The sequence below is a fragment of the Candidatus Binataceae bacterium genome (assembly GCA_035308025.1).
Lineage (GTDB): Bacteria > Desulfobacterota > Binatia > Binatales > Binataceae > JAJPHI01.
Map to the genome: position 1 here is coordinate 19454 of DATGHL010000017.1, position 16961 is coordinate 36414.

General features: G+C 61.5%; 16 protein-coding genes. 9 read left to right on the forward strand and 7 right to left on the reverse strand.

What is annotated here, in order from left to right:
- Positions 1 to 386 precede the first annotated feature (386 nt).
- The 6 genes from VKS22_04345 to VKS22_04370 all read left to right on the forward strand — a co-directional run bounded on the left by VKS22_04345 (position 387) and on the right by VKS22_04370 (position 6847).
- On the forward strand, positions 387 to 2006 hold the full coding sequence (locus tag VKS22_04345; GenBank protein HLW69834.1) for a choice-of-anchor tandem repeat GloVer-containing protein: 1620 nt from the start codon (positions 387 to 389) through the stop codon (positions 2004 to 2006).
- Positions 2007 to 2232: 226 nt separating this feature from the next.
- Positions 2233 to 2694 (forward strand): VOC family protein, encoded by a 462-nt coding sequence (locus VKS22_04350; protein HLW69835.1) that lies wholly within the window; start codon positions 2233 to 2235, stop codon positions 2692 to 2694.
- Positions 2695 to 3933: a CoA transferase gene (locus VKS22_04355; protein HLW69836.1), complete on the forward strand. Its 1239-nt coding sequence runs from the start codon at positions 2695 to 2697 to the stop codon at positions 3931 to 3933.
- Entirely contained in the window at positions 3933 to 5147 is a 1215-nt protein-coding gene (locus tag VKS22_04360) for a CoA transferase (protein HLW69837.1), read from the forward strand. Before VKS22_04355 ends, VKS22_04360 begins: the two co-directional genes overlap by 1 nt.
- A 191-nt stretch (positions 5148 to 5338) precedes the next feature.
- Positions 5339 to 6181, forward strand: coding sequence for a FecR family protein (locus VKS22_04365; GenBank protein ID HLW69838.1), 843 nt, complete (start codon positions 5339 to 5341; stop codon positions 6179 to 6181).
- A 288-nt stretch (positions 6182 to 6469) separates the two neighbouring features.
- Complete coding sequence (locus VKS22_04370; GenBank protein HLW69839.1) at positions 6470 to 6847, forward strand: hypothetical protein; 378 nt, start codon at positions 6470 to 6472, stop codon at positions 6845 to 6847.
- A 28-nt stretch (positions 6848 to 6875) separates the two neighbouring features.
- On the opposite strand, the gene VKS22_04375 is transcribed toward VKS22_04370, so the two are convergent.
- Genes VKS22_04375 through VKS22_04385 form a run of 3 tightly spaced genes read right to left on the reverse strand, consistent with a single transcriptional unit; the run spans position 6876 to position 11678 of the window.
- On the reverse strand, positions 6876 to 9110 hold the full coding sequence (locus tag VKS22_04375; GenBank protein ID HLW69840.1) for a hypothetical protein: 2235 nt from the start codon (positions 9108 to 9110) through the stop codon (positions 6876 to 6878).
- Positions 9111 to 9123: 13 nt separating this feature from the next.
- Positions 9124 to 10725, reverse strand: a complete 1602-nt coding sequence (locus tag VKS22_04380) for a DHA2 family efflux MFS transporter permease subunit (protein HLW69841.1) — start codon at positions 10723 to 10725, stop codon at positions 9124 to 9126.
- A gap of 32 nt (positions 10726 to 10757) precedes the next feature.
- Entirely contained in the window at positions 10758 to 11678 is a 921-nt protein-coding gene (locus VKS22_04385) for a methionyl-tRNA formyltransferase (GenBank protein HLW69842.1), read from the reverse strand.
- A 433-nt stretch (positions 11679 to 12111) separates the two neighbouring features.
- Here VKS22_04385 and VKS22_04390 point away from each other — a divergent pair, with 433 nt between their 5' ends.
- Positions 12112 to 12258, forward strand: a complete 147-nt coding sequence (locus tag VKS22_04390; GenBank protein ID HLW69843.1) for a hypothetical protein — start codon at positions 12112 to 12114, stop codon at positions 12256 to 12258.
- Between the two features lie 66 nt (positions 12259 to 12324).
- Here the strand turns inward: VKS22_04390 and VKS22_04395 are convergent, their stop codons facing one another.
- From VKS22_04395 to VKS22_04410, 4 genes are all read right to left on the reverse strand, one after another.
- Positions 12325 to 12771 (reverse strand): DUF6496 domain-containing protein, encoded by a 447-nt coding sequence (locus VKS22_04395; protein HLW69844.1) that lies wholly within the window; start codon positions 12769 to 12771, stop codon positions 12325 to 12327.
- Positions 12772 to 13017: 246 nt separating this feature from the next.
- On the reverse strand, positions 13018 to 13338 hold the full coding sequence (locus tag VKS22_04400; GenBank protein HLW69845.1) for a hypothetical protein: 321 nt from the start codon (positions 13336 to 13338) through the stop codon (positions 13018 to 13020).
- 16 nt (positions 13339 to 13354) lie between these two features.
- Positions 13355 to 14335 carry a hypothetical protein gene (locus VKS22_04405; GenBank protein HLW69846.1) on the reverse strand — a complete coding sequence of 327 codons (981 nt, stop codon included), beginning with the start codon at positions 14333 to 14335 and terminating at the stop codon, positions 13355 to 13357.
- A 127-nt stretch (positions 14336 to 14462) separates the two neighbouring features.
- Positions 14463 to 15494: a hypothetical protein gene (locus VKS22_04410; protein HLW69847.1), complete on the reverse strand. Its 1032-nt coding sequence runs from the start codon at positions 15492 to 15494 to the stop codon at positions 14463 to 14465.
- Between the two features lie 278 nt (positions 15495 to 15772).
- On the opposite strand from VKS22_04410, the gene VKS22_04415 reads away from it, so the two are divergent.
- Both VKS22_04415 and tolR read left to right on the forward strand, forming a co-directional pair.
- Positions 15773 to 16474 carry a MotA/TolQ/ExbB proton channel family protein gene (locus VKS22_04415; GenBank protein HLW69848.1) on the forward strand — a complete coding sequence of 234 codons (702 nt, stop codon included), beginning with the start codon at positions 15773 to 15775 and terminating at the stop codon, positions 16472 to 16474.
- A 34-nt stretch (positions 16475 to 16508) separates the two neighbouring features.
- A complete protein-coding gene (gene tolR, locus VKS22_04420) occupies positions 16509 to 16946 on the forward strand; it encodes a protein TolR (protein HLW69849.1) in 438 nt (145 codons plus the stop codon).
- Positions 16947 to 16961: the final 15 nt, after the last annotated feature.

The following is a 16961-nucleotide window of genomic DNA, read 5'->3' on the forward strand; positions in this document are numbered from 1 at the left end:
CAAGACTCTTGACGCAGCTTGCGGACTTCTGCCGTCGGCCGCGCCACGCAGACTTGGCTCAGAATGACATCAGGGCCTGCTTTGCGGTTACGGGTATTGCGCAACACGACACTAATGTAATGCGGCGGGTGACGAAATTGAACGGTGCCGCGCAAATTCGCGTCCGATCGAATGAGCTCCGCAGCATGTCTGCGAGCGCCTCGAGCGCGGCTGCGGGCGACGCGATGGTGGAGCTATAAGCCCATCCGTCGTCGCCAGCAAATTGATTCACCCCCGCGCGATCGCTCAATTAGCATCGACCCCGCCAAATTCTGGCTATAATTGTCGAGGGCGGCCCCTTCGGTTCACAGGGGAGTGATGCAGGCCTTAATCAATGGAGATTGACGATGCGCTTATCAAAGTCGCGTTTTGTATGCGCGATTCTCGCCCTCCTCATGCTCGCGAGCGTGAACGTGATCGCCCGCGGTCAGGCATCCGGCGCGAGTGAACGGATCCTCTGGAGCTTTCGCAATGGCGCCGACGGCATTTTACCCAGTGCCGGACTGATCATGGATGCGAGCGGCAACCTCTACAGCACGACGTTGGGCGGCGGTACACAAGCTGCTGGGACGGTGTTTGAGGTGACTCCTCCCGCCGTTTTGGGTGGCGATTGGACCGAGTCCATCCTCTGGAGCTTTGGCAACGTTCCGGACGGCGCAGGCCCTTTTGCCGCCGTGCTGATGGATGGTAGCGGCAATCTTTACGGCACGACCTTCGGGGGCGGCGCTTATGACGCGGGGACGGTATTTAAGCTGACACCGCCCTCTACGGTAGGCGGAAATTGGACCGAGTCAATCCTTTGGAACTTTGGCCGCGGTGCTGACGGCTATAACCCCTATGCTGGTCTGATCATGGACGGGAGCGGCAATCTCTACGGCACGACCTACGAAGGTGGCGTGTACGGCCCGGGTACGGTATTCAAGCTGACACCGCCCTCAGCTAACCGGGGGAATTGGACCGAGTCGATCCTCTGGAACTTCGGCAACGGCGCCGATGGCAAAAACCCCTACGCCGGTTTAATCCTGGAGGCGAGCGGCAACCTCTACGGCACGACGGACAACGGCGGGGCCTACGGCTTAGGGACGGCGTTCATGTTGACGCCGCACTCGACCGGCGGCAAAGGCAATTGGAGCGCGTCAATCCTCTGGAGCTTCGGCAATGGCGCCGACGGCCAACACCCTCTTGGCGGCCCGATCATGGATGCGAGCGGCAACCTCTACGGCACGACCAACGTCGGGGGACCCTACGACAACGGGATCAACGATTTCGGAGGGACAGCGTTCGAGCTGAGCCCGCCCTCAAGCAGCGGGGGCAATTGGACCGAGTCCATTCTATGGAGCTTTGGCCGCGAGGCTGATGGCCAAATCCCCTATGACGGTCTGATCATGGATCCGAGTGGCAATCTCTACGGCACGACCTACGAGGGCGGGGCCTTCGGCGGCATGGCCAGGCGTTCCGGGGATGGGACGACGTTCAAGCTGACGCGCAAAGGCGGCAATTGGACCGAGTCAATCCTCTGGAACTTCGGCAACGGCGCCAGTGACGGCATTTTGCCCTTTGCCGGCCTGATCATGGATGGGAGTGGCAATCTTTACGGCACGACTTCAGAAGGCGGGGACTACGCCGGGACAGTGTTCGAAATCTCCAACATCTCGGGTCCGCAGATCATCGTGAGCCCCAGGAACGTCGTGTTTCCGGACACGGAGGTCGGAAGCACTTCCATCGCCAAGGTACGAGTGCGGAACACCGGCACTGAGCAGTTAATCGGCGCCATGAAGAGTCCGCCACGGGGATTCAGTCTCAGCGGGCCGGGGAATTTCAACCTCGCGCCCAATACTGAAGCCACAATTACGATGATGTTCACCCCGACCTCGACCAGGCGGACGCTTCACGCAGACGCCATTGTGTCGAATGCGGTGAATCACAGCACGGTGCACATCAAGCTGGAGGGCACGGGGACGCCGTAACCAAGCATCGCGTCCTTGAGAGTCGCTCAAACTGCTCGCGCGTGAGGTCCGCGAGTCACACCGGACGTTCAGAATTCGATCGGAGTGCCGAAGATCATCGCATGAGCGGCTTGGCGCCCGTTCGTGCGGCAGCGCGGCGGGTTTGCCAAGAGGGCGCGAAGGGGAGTCTAATCGCGCGGGGTCATGGCCGCGTTGCGGCGGCGCATATCAGCGCGGGAGACAGGCGATGAACGGGGTATCACACGTCGCGATTGGGGTGCGCGAGATGGAACGGTCGCTGAAGTTTTATCGCGACCTGCTCGGGCTCGAAGTCAGGTACGATCGCACTCAGCCGATCGGCGGGATGCCGCGGCTGTACGCCAATCCGGAGAAGGGGCAGCGCCGCGCCGTCCATCTGCATTACGGCAAGGGGGCCGACGGCGGATTTGTGGTGCTGTCGGAGCGGCCGGACGGGACGCCGGGTGAGGCGATCAAGCTCGACCAGGTCGGGATTTCGCACTTCGCGTGGTGGGTGGACGATCTGCGGGCGATTCACGCGCGGCTCGCCGCCGCCGGGGTCAAGATTCTGGTGGCGCCGAGCGCGGTCGATTCGGCCGGTTATGGTGACGCGCCCGGCAAGCAATACCTGACCTGCCTGTTCGAGGATCCGGACGGGATTATTCTGCAACTCGATCAGCGGGTGGACTAAGTGCTGCGCGGGATGCGCGTGCTCGATCTGAGCACGGAGCGGGGCCTGCTCTGCGGGCAGATGCTCGGGGACCTGGGCGCCGACGTGATCAAGATCGAGCCGGTGGGCGGGTCGCCGGTGCGGCAACTGCCGCCGTGGCTGGACGAGCGCCCGGGCGCGGACAACTCGATCTACTGGCTGGCGTTTAATCGTAACAAGCGGGCGATCACGCTCAATCTCGAGAGCGCCGCCGGGCGCGGCCTACTGAAACAGCTTGTAGCCAAAGCTGACATTTTGATCGAGTCGGAAGAGCCGGGCCGGATGGCCGCAGCGGGGCTGGATTACGCGGCGCTGAGCGCGGCGAATCCGGCGCTGGTCTACGTCGCGATCACGCCGTTCGGTCAGGACGGGCCGAAGGCGGGCTGGGCCGACAGCGATTTGATCCTGATGGCGGCCGCCGGCGTGCTGATTCTTTACGGCGACGAGGACCGCGCCCCGATTCGGATGAGCGTGCCGCAGGCCTATCATCATGCCGCCGCGGACGCCGCCGGGGCCGCGCTGATAGCGTATTACGAGCGGCTGGCTTCGGGCCGCGGGCAATTGGTCGACGTGGCGGCGCAGGAAAGTATCGGGCTGGCCGGCCAATCGACGGCGCTGGCGGCGCTGGTGGAGAGCGCCGAGACGCAGCGGATGGCGGGCGGCGCGAAGCTCGGGGGGCTGCGCGTGCCGTTGGTCTGGTCGTGCAAGGACGGCCTGGTGTCGTGCGTGTTCCTGTTCGGCAGCGCGATCGGGGTCTTCACGCGCCGGCTCGTCGATTACATCTTCGCGCAGGGCGCCTGCGACGAAACGATGAAAAATACCGACTGGATCGGCTACGGCGCCAAGCTGATGTCGGGCGAAGAGCCACTGGCCAATTACGAGCAGGCGAAGGCGGTGATTGCGGAGTTTCTGCAGGGGCGGAGCAAGGCCGAACTGTTTGAAATCGCGCGCGCCAACAATCTGTTGATTGCACCGATCGCCACGATCGAGGACCTGCGCGAGAATCCGCAATTTGCGGCGCGCCAGTTCTGGCAGACGGTGGCGCATCCCGACGGCCGCCGGCTCACATACCCGGGCGCTTTCGCGCGCTTCAGCGCAACCCCGATGAGCATCCGGCGGCGGCCACCGACGGTCGGCGAGCATAACCGCGAAATCCTCGGCGGCGAACTGGGATTGAGCGATGCCGAATTGGCCGCGCTCGCGCAACAAGGAGTGATTTAATGGGTGCGCAGGCGCTGGCGGGCGTGAAAGTGCTCGACTTCATGTGGGTGCTGGCTGGGCCCGGAATCACGCGCAGCATGGCCGACTACGGCGCGACCGTGGTGCGGATCGAAGCGACCACGCGCACCGATCCAATCCGCACGGTGGGCCCCTTCCAGCGCGACCTGGTCGCGCCCGAGAGCTCGGCGCTGTGGTGGAACAACAACGCGGGCAAGTACGGGATGACGCTGGACATGAGCAAACCGGAGGCGCGGACGATCGTGCTCGATCTGGTGCGCTGGGCAGATATCGTGGCCGAGGCCTTTTCGCCCAAGGCGATGCGGGCGTGGGGGCTGGACTACGAATCGCTCCGCGCCATCAAGCCCGACATCATCATGCTGAGTAGCTGCCTGATGGGGCAGAGCGGGCCGCTGGCGCGCTTTGCCGGCTTCGGCAATCTGGCGGCGGCGATGTGCGGCTTCTATAATCTGGTGGGCTGGCCGGATCGCACGCCGTCGGGACCGTTCAGCGCGTATACGGATTACATCGCGCCGCGCTTCGGGCTGGCCGCCGTGATGGCTGCGCTGATTCATCGACGGCGGACGGGGGAAGGTCAATATATCGATCAGGCGCAGGCGGAGTCGGCCTTGCAGTTTCTGGCAGTTCCGATCATCGATAATGCGGCGAACGGCCACAGCTATCCGCCGGTCGGGAACGAGGATCTCTATCACGCGCCGCACGGGGTCTATCCGGCCGCTGGGGAGGATCGCTGGATCGCGATCGCATGCCGCAGCGAGGCTCATTGGCGGGCGCTGCGCGAAGAAATCGGCAGGACCGAGCTGCAAGCGGATGGGCGTTTTCGCACTCTGGCCGAACGGCGGCAGAATCGCGTTGTGCTGGACATGATGATCGGCGAGTGGACGCGCAATTATACGGCGGAAACGCTCGAGCGGCGCTTGCAGGAGGCCGGCGTGCCGGCTCATACAGTGCAGAACGCCGCCGACCTCGCGATCGATCCGCAACTGGCTCATCGCGGGCATTTCGTCGATCCGCCGCACGCGACTGCGGAGCACGCGTGGGTTGAGAACTCGCGCTTCAAGCTGTCGCGGACGCCCGCGCAAATCGCGCGCAACGCGCCGACCCTGGGTCAGCATAATCAGTACGTACTTGAACAGATCCTCGGCTATAGCGAGGATCGGATTGCCGGGTTAGTCGCGGATGGCGCTTTGGGCTAGAGTCGGGCTGAAATCGTTCGGTTGATACCGCACAATCAGGCTAGCCTTACAGCAAAACAGCAGGAACAATAGTTACTAAGCAATAAGGAGCTGACGCGGCCAGTGATGTGCCTCTTCGCTCGCGTATACATTAAAAAGTGAGGAGCACGGTTTTTTGGCGACGATCTGTTGGCGGAAGCGCGCTGCTGAGCGTGTGGCTACTACTACTCGCCTGGTCATTTCAGCTCATGACGGGAGTCGCGCGGGCACAAGCGGCGAAACCTGCGACGGCGTCGGCCGCCGGGTCGGTCACGGCAATCCAGGGCAAAGTCGCGATTTCGCGCGGCAGCAATCAGTTCGCGGCGCTCTACGGGACGCCAGTGCAGGTAGGCGATCAGGTGACGACGGCGCCGGGCAGCCAGGTGACGATCACGCTCGATGACGGCACGCAGCTCGAACTGGCTGAGTCGAGCACTCTGATGATAATAGCGAATCGGCTGAACGCGAGCGGCCAGCGCGCCCAAACGAGCGTCGATCTGCTCGGGGGGCTACTGCACTCGCTGGTGCGCTTCGCACCCGGCAACGCGCCCAACTATGAAGTACATACGCCGAACGCGGTCGCCGCGGCGCGCGGCACCAATTACGATACCGAATACACCACAGGCACACCGCGCAAGGAGAATCCGGGCTGTCTCCAGTTTACGGACATCGCGGTTTTCGAGGGTTCAGTCGCGGTGTCGAATCCGACCAGCTCAAACAAGTCGGAGGTGCGCCTGACGCGCGGGCTTAAGGACTCGGTCCCGTGCGTTCTGGCGCCAACGGCAGGCGTCGCGATCGGCACGAGTGCGGGGGCGGCGGGCAGCGCGGGTGGCGCCGGTGGCGCCAGCGCAGGAGCGGCCGCAGGCGGAATCAGCAGCGCCGTGATCGTCGGCGGAGTCGCGGTCGCGGGCGTCACCGGGGGAGTGATCGGCGGGGTCGCCGGCGCCGGCGGATTCGGTAATGGCGGCGGCAGTAATGCAACGCCGACGCCGGCGCCAATCAGTCCGTCGCAGTAGTGCGGCGTGGGTGACACTCCGGTCGCGGAGTTTGGCCAAAGCAAAGACACAACTCTCTCTCGCCTCCATGGCGGACTCACGAGAGTTGGCGTACCTGAAAATCGGACATTTTCGGGGCTGGACTGAAACATCTCCAAATTGAGATGGCGTATTCCTGCTGAGGCGCTGCGCGAGCGCGGCTCAGCTCGGTTCGCGATAGAGCAGCCGTGGCGAAGTGGGAGGGCAGCAGGTTATTCGTACCGTTGCGGCGCGGCTTTTGCTGTCATCGAGGAACCTGTGGGGGTATCGATGAAGTACCAAGTGATGGCGCGAGCGGCGCTGTTTGGATGGTTTTTTCTGGTGACCTCGAATTTCGGTGGGACACCGATCAAGCTCGGCGATTACAACAGTCAGTATGGGTGCCGCGACTGGCTCGGCGGATGCCAGCAATGGATCGCCGGCGCGGGCGGCGCGTGCTCGACGGACTGCGGTTTCGACAGCGGCAAACTGCATGATGACTATGTGTATTTGTTCTATCCGGATTCCGGCGGCGTCGTAAAATCGAGCGGGTATGGCTCGCTGGCAAGCTGCGAGGGGGCGATTACTCAGTGGTGTCCGAGCGAGGTCACCGGCGTCGCGGGCAACTGCTCGGCGGACTGCTTCTACGAGGGGAATACTCACGAGTAACTTGCGCCGCGCGCCTTGCGCCGCTGCGCTAGTGCGCCGGCGCGGGACTGAGGAAGTTCGCGATCTTGTGATCGGCGTCTTCACTCGACATCGCGGTGAGTTGCGGGGGCGCCCCGACGTAGGCTTCGGGACCGGTGGTGTGCAAACAATCGAGTAGCTTCATGCGGTCGGAAACAGTCGATAGATTGCCGGTCGCAGCTTGATCCGGGTTAGCGCACTGGCGCACCGATTCCGCAATCAGCGGATAGACCAAGCCCATAACGCCGAATTTGTCCAACTCCGCCGACGGCGGCGACCCCGGCTGCGCGAACCGACAGAGGTCGTGGTCCGGAGCAGCCCCGAGCGGAATCCAGACGTTGTCCCAGTCGGCGATGCGCGGTGAGCTGGTTTTGCAGTTGCCTTCGTGGGAAAGAATCGCGGCCCAGCGCGCCGCGGCCTTCGCGAGCCACAGGAGCTCGTCGGGCGGTTCGTCTTCTTGCGCAAATTGGCGGATCGCGTCGGCGTAGGCATTTTTGGCTTGCGGCTCATTGCCGGCAGCATAGAAAGCGTCGCCCAGCATAACCTGCGGCTCCATCGCGGAAGCTGGTTCCAGGGGCGGCGGCATCGGCGAAGTCGCGGCGGCGTTTTCGAAGGCGACAACCGCAGAATCGAGTGAAGACTGGAAAATATATCTTAATGTCGGTGCAATTGCGCGACCCGGCGACCATCCAATCGCCTGCAAAAACTGTCTCTGCTGACCGTCGGGGAGTGCCTGGGCGCGGAGAGCGGCAGCCGCCATGTCCGTCCAGGCGCGGCCCTCGGCGAGGAAGAGTTGGCGCGGATGCTGATCGGTAGGCAGGTATAACTGGATAAGTCGCACCATTTGCCGAGAGACCAGGTACCGGCTCGGCAGGTCACTGTGAGCTGCCGTAACCCCGTGAATCCAGGAAAGCACGTAGACCACATTATGAATCGGGAGGTGATCTTTTTCGGGGGGCAGACGTTGCGGGATCCGATCGATCAGACGGACTATTCGGGTGTAATCGATGGGCTGGACGTTAGCCTGAGACGTAGTCGCCGGATGCCAGCAGAGGAAGTCGCGCGAGTCGTCGTCCATCAGGCTGCTGAAAGCCTGGATGATGTCGCTTTGCAAGCCGATCGAGACAATCCGCAAATGTTCCTGATCGGACATCGCGCGGCGGGGAATATCTTTCAGGCTATTCAGTGCGGCATTGGCCGCGCGAAAACCCGCGGCGCGCCGCTCCGGCGGTGTGCAGCGCGCGGTATCGACGTTGAACAACGCGAGGTTGGTCTGCACGAGCATCCGGCAGGTGTTGCTGAGGCCGCTTCGCGCGTCCATGCGCTCGAGGTCGGGCATAGCTTGCGGATCGCCGCGCTGAAACGCTGAACCATCGAAAATAACTTCGCCCAGGCAATTGCTGTCCGGGGTATTGGGATGAGGACCGAAGACCGCGGCCGCCGCGCGGCTCTCGTCTAAAACAGCCTTATCGAAGAAGATGGTCCACAGTGGTTCATTCAGAAAGAAATCACTGGCGAGCAGCGGGTCGGCCTGCAGGAGCACCGTTTTCGAGGTCTGTTCGAGCGCCTCGCGCAGACCGCGCCGCAGGCCGGCGCCGGCGCTTGGGAGTGGATACGAGAGCGACTGAGTATTCGTCGGGCCTTGCGACTTGACGAACAGGGTCAAGGATTCGCGCGGCGCAGAGGGCGTCGCCGCGGCGGCGCACGGCGCCGGCGAACAGCTAATGCCGATCTGCACGACGAATTCCGGCGGAATCCCCAGAATGTTTCGCACCAGCCCGGTGATGTCGCCGGTAGAGATGTCGAGGCCGAACGGCTTGAAGGAAACCGCGTCGGGCGTGTTCGTGCCGAGCACGTTCTCGAAGGCCTGCGACTTCACGATTTCGTTAACCCCGGTGATCTTGGCGTTGACGTCATCCACCAGCACCGAGGGCAGATCGAATTCGATGGCGTGATCAAGCAGGAGCTTTTCGGCTTGCGGATCGATCGCGACGGTGATCCGTCGATGACGCAGGTCGCGCCAGACGGCGACCGTCGAAACGATGATGAGGGCGGCGCCGGCGAGAAATAAAAGGATGGTTTTGACCAGGGCATAGGCCGCGTCGGCCCAGTTTTTTGCTCTTTCGGCGCGGCTGTCGGGGTGGGGCTTTGGGGCTGAGCCCGCAGGCTGGTGGTCAGCGCGGGGCTTGGGGACCGACGGCTCCGCTGATGGTTGCGCATTCGGCTCGTCGGTGTCGGGCGTCACAGCAGGGACCGCTTTAATGGGCGCCGGCGGGGGGGCGGCCTTTGGCGCGCGGCAGCAGAAGACAGAGCGCAATCGCGAAGATCATTACGACGCTGAGCGAATGGTAAATGTTGTTCAGCGAGAGCATCGTCGCCTGACTCTGGACGCTGCCGTAGAGCATCTGCAGGCCCTGTTTCTGTCCGGTAACGAGTTCGTTCAAGTAGTTGAAGTGGCGGGCACCGCTCGGCGGGGTCATACCGAGGCGCCAGGCGTCGAAGGCGGTGATGTGATCGACCAGGAGGCTCTGCTGAATCTGCTCCTTGCGCACCAGCAAGGTGGTTAATACGGAAGTGCCGATAGAACCGCCGATATTGCGGGTCATTGAATAGAGGCTGGCGGCGTAGCCCATCTGCTCGCGCGAGATGGAGCCGAGCGCCGCGGCCGAGAGATTGGGGAAGACCAGCCCCATGCCGACCCCCTGGATCAGCGTGGGCCGGATGAAATTGCCCATCGCCATGCTGAGGTCGAGATCGCCGAGCATCCAGGTGGAGACGCCCATGAGGAAGAAGCCGAAGGCGACCAGCGGACGGGTGTCGTAGCCGCGGCGCGCGATCCCGCCGAGCAGAAACATCGCGGCCATAACGCCGAGGCCGCGCGGCGCCATCGCGAGGCCGGCCTTCCACGCGGTGTAGCCGAGCAGGTCCTGCAGAAAGACCGGGTTGAGAATCTGCACGCCGTAGGCGGTGAAGGTGAGCAGGATCAGCAGGACGGTCGGGACGGTGAAGTTGCGATTTTTGAGAATGCGCACCTGCACGATCGGTTCGGGGGTAACCCATTCGTGGTAGATGAAAATCAGGAAGGCGCTGCCGGCGATCAGGCTGAAATACCAGACCCAGGCGGTGGCGAACCAGTCGGCGCGTTCGCCGCGATCCATCACGATCTCGCCGAGGCCCAGCGCGAGCACCAGGCAGACTATGCCAAGCCAATCGGCGCGCCCCTTGCCTTTGAGTTGGCGCAGATAACCGGGGTCATGGACGAAGGTCGAAACCATGAAGGCCGCCGCGATGCCGATCGGCACGTTGATATAAAAATTCCAGCGCCAGTTAAAATTGTCCGTGATGTAGCCGCCGACCGTCGGACCCATGATTGGCGCGACCATCAGCCCGAGGCCCCACACCGCCATCGCCAGCGTCTGCTCGTTGGGCGGAAAGGTCTCCATCAGGATGGCCTGGGAGAGCGGTTGCAGGGCCGCGCCGGCGATCCCCTGCAGGAAGCGGAAGGCGACCATCTGGTTGAGCGACTGCGCCGCGCCACACATCGCCGAGGAGATGACGAAGGCCGTGATCGAGATGATGAAGTAGCGTTTGCGGCCGAACTGTCCTGCGATCCATCCGGTCGTCGGAATCATGATGCCGGCGGCAACCAGATAAGTGGTGACGACCCAGGTGACTTCGTCGATGGTGGCGGAAAAACTGCCCTGCATGTGCGGCAGTGCGACGTTGACGATTGAGCTGTCGAGAACTTCGAGCGCGGTGCAGAGGATCACCGAGATGGCAATGATCCACTTGTGGGAAACTTCGGCGGGCGCGGCTGGTACGGATTGCGCAAGCGCGGCGGCGGTACCCTCAGGCTCCATCGCTGATTTTTATGAAGCGTCAGCCGCCAGACTCATTCGAGGCGTTGTCCGGGGCGCAGGACGGAGGCGGCGAGCTCGCTGGGCGCAATCTTTTTGGGACTCGGCTCGAGGCGGACGCGGCGGACGACCAGCGTCGCGCCGTTGAGGGCGACACGAAGTCCGTCGGCGTCAAGATCGAGGATCGTGCCGGCAGCCGCGGCTCCGGCACGCTCGGCTTCGAGAACCGCGTCATATAGATGAAGCGGCTGGCCGGCGATCAGGGCGTAGGCGGCGGGCTGCGGATCACATCCGCGAATCAAGTTATGGACTTCGCGCGCCGGTCGCGAAAAATCGATGCGGGCATGCTCGTCGCGGCAGAGTGATTCGTAAGTGGCGCGGCTTTCATCCTGTTCGATGCGCGGTGGATCACCCGCCTCGACCAGTCTCAGCGCTTCATCGAGGGTCTCGATGCCGAGCGGAAAGAGCGTGTTGAAGTAGAGCGAGCCGGTGGTGTCGTTGGGGCCGATCGGAACGCGGCGCTGGAGCAGGAGTGGTCCGGTATCGATTCCACGATCGGGCCAGAACCATGAGATGCCGCTCTCGACGTCACCCTGAATCAGCGTCCAGTTGATCGCGCTGCCGCCGCGATGACGCGGCAGGAGCGAGGGATGGAAACAGATGGTCTTCAAGCGCGGCGCGAACAGGATGCGCTCTGGCACGATAATCGTGACAAAGGCCATCACGCAGAGATCGGCGTTGAGCGCCTTGAAGTGCTCGAACGCGGCCTCCCCCTTGAACGACGCAGGCTGGCTGAAGGGCAGGCCAAGTTCCACGGCCTTGGCTTTGAGCGGGTCCGGGCGCGCGCCGGCAACATCCGGCGGCGCGAAGAGGTGGACAATCTCGTGGCCGCGGGCCTGCAGCACTGCGAGGGCCTTCTCGGCAAAAGTGGCCTGGCCAATCAGGACGACGCGCAAGTTGAACCTCCTCCGGGCGGCTGGATGGGCCGAGGTTAGCAAAACTCGACGGGCAGTGCACGATTACCGTGGCGACGGGATTCGGCGGTGGCAAATCCTCCTGATTCGTCGTCGCGGCGGCCCGGTAAGATTTTCCGGCGCGCGCTTTTTGCACAGCCACAATATGGCGCGATTTTGTTCAATCGCCAGTAATTGAAAGGGTTGTGCGACTCGCTGGCTTGGGCGCGATCATTGCTCCCGTAAGCGGCAGCAAGACGCAACCAAAAGGTATACTTATATGGGCTATGGAATCGCGTGGTTATTGGGAGTGCCAGTTTCTGTCTTAATTATCTGGTTTATCATTCGTCGAGTACTGTAGCTGGGGATTCTTTTCGCTCGATCTAAGCTTTGGACAGCACCCATCGAGGACATTCACAACGCGAGGAGGTCGGCCATGTCGCCAATACTTATCATCCTGATTCTACTTCTGATTTTCGGCGGTGGAGGCGGCTATTATGCTTATGGCCTCGGCGGCGGAATAGGTATCGGCGGAATCATCCTGATTGTCCTGATCGTGATGCTGGTTACGGGTCGATTATAACGCAGGCAGCAGGCCGTTAGTTGAGCGCCGGCCGCTAAGTTTATTCGGCCGACGCTCCAGTGACGTTTAGCGGCGCTCAGCGCGGGTTTTTGCCGCCTTTTTAGCTGCCACTGATCGATCGTTGCTGGTGCGATCCGCGGCTGCTTGCCGTCCATGGATTGAGATTTTGGCCGACGAGAGCGCCGTCCTTGATTCCTTTTTTAGAGTTGCAGTACTGGCGTGCGCGCGCTTCGGTGCGGGTTTCTGCAATTTAGATGACGCTTGAGAATCAAGTTTTGCCTTTCTTCGGGTTTGCGGCGATGAGTTACGAGTGGCCGGCGGGGGTAATTTGATTCCGGCGCGCCGAGCCTTGGACAAGCCGATCGCAATTGCCTGCTTGGCGGATTTAGCTCCGTGCTTCCCCTCGCGGACATGCTCAATTTCTTCGCGGACGAACTCACCCGCTTGGGTTGACGGCGCTTTCCCCTCGCGGGCGTCCTTGCGTGCTCGCCGTAAAGTTTGTCGATCAGGCATCTCACACCTCCTGTTGGTTTAAAGGAATCCTGGAAAATGATGATGCGAGCAATTGAGATGCCAGAGCGTCGCCTTGATTTTCCGTCGATTCTTCACTCCAGTAATTGCGCTACCAGCAAAAAGGTGAGCCCCAACGTTCGATGCAGAGCCCGGATCCTAATCCGCTCGGACAGGCACGGCGCTCAAATATGACAATGAGCTTTTAACTAGTTGAACGGCGCGGACCACATCAGCGCCTCTCGGCCGTTAAGCGGCGGCCATCGCCGCCAATTTCCCCAGGGCGGAAATTACCTGGGCAATCTGGTCGATGGCCGCGACGACTTTGGCTTCGTCGGCCTGCGCCTGCGTGACCGTCTGAGTCGCTGTTTGTACGCAGGCTACGGCGTCTTTGTATTCCTGTTGCGTCTGGTCGAGGACAGAGTCGGCCAGCGCGCCGAGTCTTACCGTCAGGTCATTAAACTGTTTGCCCAGTTGAGCTTGTTGGGTTGGATTTCGCGCCTGCTGATAGAGCTTCCATGTCTGATTGATCAGAGCAACGAGGATATCGTGGTCGGATAGATTCGGCACGGAGCGGCTCCTCTGATTAATTTTGCGAGGTGTGCGACTTCAGACTTCCGACGTTCGAGGCTGCCGTCAGCGCTGCGGCGTAAAACTCTTCGATGTCATGCCGGTTAAAAGTAGTATTCTGAAGTGCGTTCACCAAAGCTGTATTCGCCGCGACACAGGCGGCAGCGCTTTTCTGAATTTCCGGAAATGCCGTATCAACTTCCTCGAGGTTCTGCCGGGCGAGAAGGTAGCCGCTCAGACTATCCGAGCGTGCGAGCCGATCGCGCGGATTCGCATTGATCGCCTGGCCTGAGGCTATCGCCAGTTGGGCAGCAGTATTTCTGAAGCGAAACGCGAAGCCATCGCGCTCGAGTGAGAAATTGTCACCTACCGTTTTGCAAATAATCGGGACGGTATTTTTGGTGCTTTCGACAACGGCGTGAATCGCGTGGGCTTTCATGTTATCGAGGATTAATTCCGTCAGTTGCTGAGCAAGGTCGCTAATCGCGTCCGCGCTCGCATTGGCCGCGGGAGAGCCTGGGATTGCCTGTAACGCCGCGGCAAGATCGTCTGAAGATTTCTTGATGTCGTCCTTGCTGTCGGCGTTCATAATCCCGCTAAGAGCAGCGCCGTAGGCTTTCATCACCTGCGGACCCGAAAGAAAGGTCTCGAACCAGTCACCGGAAAAATCGGCAGCCAGATTGTCGTATTCACAAGGCTTTTCCGTCGCGCCTGCGCTGACCACCGCGTGACCGACCTTTTTGCAGTGTTCTATGTAAGCGACGGCAGCGCTCTCATTCGGATTGGCCTTCGTCGAAGGAGGATCTGGAATCCGGTAGAGCGCCAAGTTCATCGCGACGGTCTGATCTCGCATCTTCGTGAGTTCGTTCGCAGACGCGTCGCCGAAGGCCGTCGCCGCGTCGGCGAATTTAGTGGTGGCGGCGCGCTGGTTAGCGGTGAGTCCGCATCCACTCACGCCTAGCACTGCAAGCAGCAGAAACCATAGGTGCCTGGTCATTCGATTTTCGATCTCAGATCTCTCAGTTAGCCGGATTGATATATCGGCGCTCGTTAATTCCTAGTCCAGTGATGAGTTCAGCGCTTCGCGTCGAATCTATTTTCCGTCTGGCGCGCAGCAGGTCAAGTCAGTTCTTCGATGCTTGCTTTATCGGCACGATGCCCTTCGCCATCCAATCCATCACGTCCGGGAACAGACGTTCGGAGAAACCGCCCGCCAGTCCGGCCAGCAGGATTTTGAGCCTGCTCAGGATGTCGGCCGGGGCGAGCGCGAGAACGCCGTGGAAAGGATGCCAACGCGCTGGATCGGGCATGGTGAGCACCGGCAAGAATTGCTGCTCCAGCGGAATCAGGTGACAGGCGAGACAGGAGAAAATCAGGAAGCCGGCGGCGGCGCCAAACAGCGGCGCGAGTGCCGCGCTGAGCAAGCTCGGATCTTGACTGGCAGGCAGCAGGAGCGGCTGCCGTGCGGCCAGATTCTGCACGCGGAGCACGCTGCTGAGAAAAGCGCCGGCGGCGCCGGCCATCATCGAATAAAACAAAGCCGGGAGATAGGGAATAGTCCAGATAATTTTCCACCACAGCGAGCCCTTAAAGCTGCCATCGTAGTACATTCCAGAGGTCAGACAGCAAAAGACTCCAAGGATGATCAGGCTGGCGATCAGCAGAACGGTGGATTCCAGGATCGTGCGAAAAAGCCGCGCGCAGAGTTCCTGGTTGCGCTTCCAACTGGTCATCACCGTGTGCAGATCGCTGAGCATCTGCTCGGCGGCAGCGCGGAGGCTGGGCTCGTCGACGGTGTCGGCGGTGAAGGAATTCAGCGGCACGCCGGAAACCTGAGAGTAGACCCGCCGCATCGCGCGAAACCATTCGCGCACGCGCGGCGCGGATTCAAGCCTGACGAGCACGGTCTCGAGGCTGTTGATATCGTCATGACTGACCGGCAGCCCGGCGCTGTCACGTCGAACGATCAAGTCGGCCACGTGCTGCGCGTCAAGATGATCGGAAGAGCGATCCAGGGCAAGGTACTGAGCCCGCAACTCCTGAAAAGAGCTATATTCAGACGTCGATAGATGACGCCGGCGGCCGCCCCGGACGAGACGCGGCGTGCCCGCATCCACGGTCTGGCTCAAGTTGATGGATTCACTGGCGGCGGCCATTCTCGTACTCGCTTAAGTGCTAGCTATGGGCGCGACTTCAAGGCACCCGCACCCATCTTGATGCGATCAGCAATTGCAGTACCAAGTCATTGACGCAGATTTCCGCGCGGAAAATCTGTCTGCGTGCCAACTGCGTTTAGCGGTTGTTAGACAACCTTAGCAGCTAGCCAGCTCGAACCTTCTCTGCTCGATGCGAGTTCGGACAAATTTGACTCTACGGGGAGTGGGGCAAATAATGATCGCAGTTTGCGGATGATGCTTGGGGGCGGGAAGAGCGGATGAACGGCGCGGGCGGCCTCGGCGTTATGGATTTGGTCTTCGGCACCGGGCCAGTGGTCCAGGTAGTGCTGTGGACGCTGGTGGCTTTTTCGGTCGGTAGCTGGGGCATTATCATCTATAAGTTCGTGCAGATTTCGCGGGCGCGCCGGCAATCCGAACGCTTTATCGCGATCTTCTGGGAATCGAAAAATCTCGCGGCAATTCATACGGCGAGCGTGGGCCTGGGGAATAGTCCGGTCGCGCAGGTGTTCCGCGCGGGCTATCAGGAATTGCTCCAACTCACGCGGGCGAAGCGTCAGGCGGTCGGCGCAGAGAGCGGCTTCTCGACCGACCTGGGCGGGGTCGAAAACGTCACGCGCTCGATGAAGCGGCAGTCGAATATCGAACTGACCAAGCTTGAGCAAGGGATTCCGTTTCTGGCGACGACCGGGTCGACCTCGCCATTTATCGGGTTGTTCGGCACGGTATGGGGAATAATGACAGCGTTTATTGGGCTGTCGGCGGCTCATACGTCGAATATTCAGGCGGTCGCGCCGGGTATCGCGGAGGCGTTGATCACGACCGCGGTCGGACTCGTCGCGGCGATCCCGGCGCAGATGTTCTACAATTTCCTGACGACGCGAGTGCGCGTACTGGCGGTCGAGATGGATAATTTCATTTCTGAATTCCTGAATATCGCGGAACGTCACTTCCTGTCGTGAGAAACTCGACGCTCCGCCCGGCGAGGAACCCATAGTGGCGACAGAGTCTGGGCCGCGCGGGATGCTGGTCTCGCAAATCAACGTGACGCCGCTGGTCGACGTCATGCTGGTGCTGCTGATCATCTTCATGGTGACCGCGCCGATCATCCAGCAGGGCGTGCAGGTCAGCCTGCCGAGGGTCAAAGCTGCCGCTCTGCCGGGCAAGGACGAGCAGTTCATCGTCTCAATCACGCGGGCGCGACAGATCTACCTGAACGACGCGCCGATGAGCGTCGAAACGCTGACGGAGAAATTGATGGCGATCGGACACGAACGGCCGGATCGGCAGATTTTTATTCGCGCCGACGACCAGGTCCCTTATGGCGAAGTGATCAAGATGATGGCGGCAATCAAGGCGGCGGGAATCGAAAATGTGGGGATGGTGACGGAGATGCCGAATGAGGCCGCGAGCGCGTCGGGCAAAGGCGGCTGATTCTTCTCACGGTGC

Excerpts from the sequence above, each read along its gene's own strand:
- VKS22_04395 (HLW69844.1), bottom strand. The coding sequence starts at position 12,771 with ATGCCTGATCGACAAACTTTACGGCGAGCACGCAAGGACGCCCGCGAG.
- VKS22_04415 (HLW69848.1), top strand. The coding sequence starts at position 15,773 with ATGAACGGCGCGGGCGGCCTCGGCGTTATGGATTTGGTCTTCGGCACC.
- VKS22_04410 (HLW69847.1), bottom strand. The coding sequence starts at position 15,494 with ATGGCCGCCGCCAGTGAATCCATCAACTTGAGCCAGACCGTGGATGCG.
- VKS22_04370 (HLW69839.1), top strand. The coding sequence starts at position 6,470 with ATGAAGTACCAAGTGATGGCGCGAGCGGCGCTGTTTGGATGGTTTTTT.
- VKS22_04390 (HLW69843.1), top strand. The coding sequence starts at position 12,112 with ATGTCGCCAATACTTATCATCCTGATTCTACTTCTGATTTTCGGCGGT.
- VKS22_04405 (HLW69846.1), bottom strand. The coding sequence starts at position 14,335 with ATGACCAGGCACCTATGGTTTCTGCTGCTTGCAGTGCTAGGCGTGAGT.
- VKS22_04360 (HLW69837.1), top strand. The coding sequence starts at position 3,933 with ATGGGTGCGCAGGCGCTGGCGGGCGTGAAAGTGCTCGACTTCATGTGG.
- VKS22_04380 (HLW69841.1), bottom strand. The coding sequence starts at position 10,725 with ATGGAGCCTGAGGGTACCGCCGCCGCGCTTGCGCAATCCGTACCAGCC.
- VKS22_04350 (HLW69835.1), top strand. The coding sequence starts at position 2,233 with ATGAACGGGGTATCACACGTCGCGATTGGGGTGCGCGAGATGGAACGG.
- VKS22_04345 (HLW69834.1), top strand. The coding sequence starts at position 387 with ATGCGCTTATCAAAGTCGCGTTTTGTATGCGCGATTCTCGCCCTCCTC.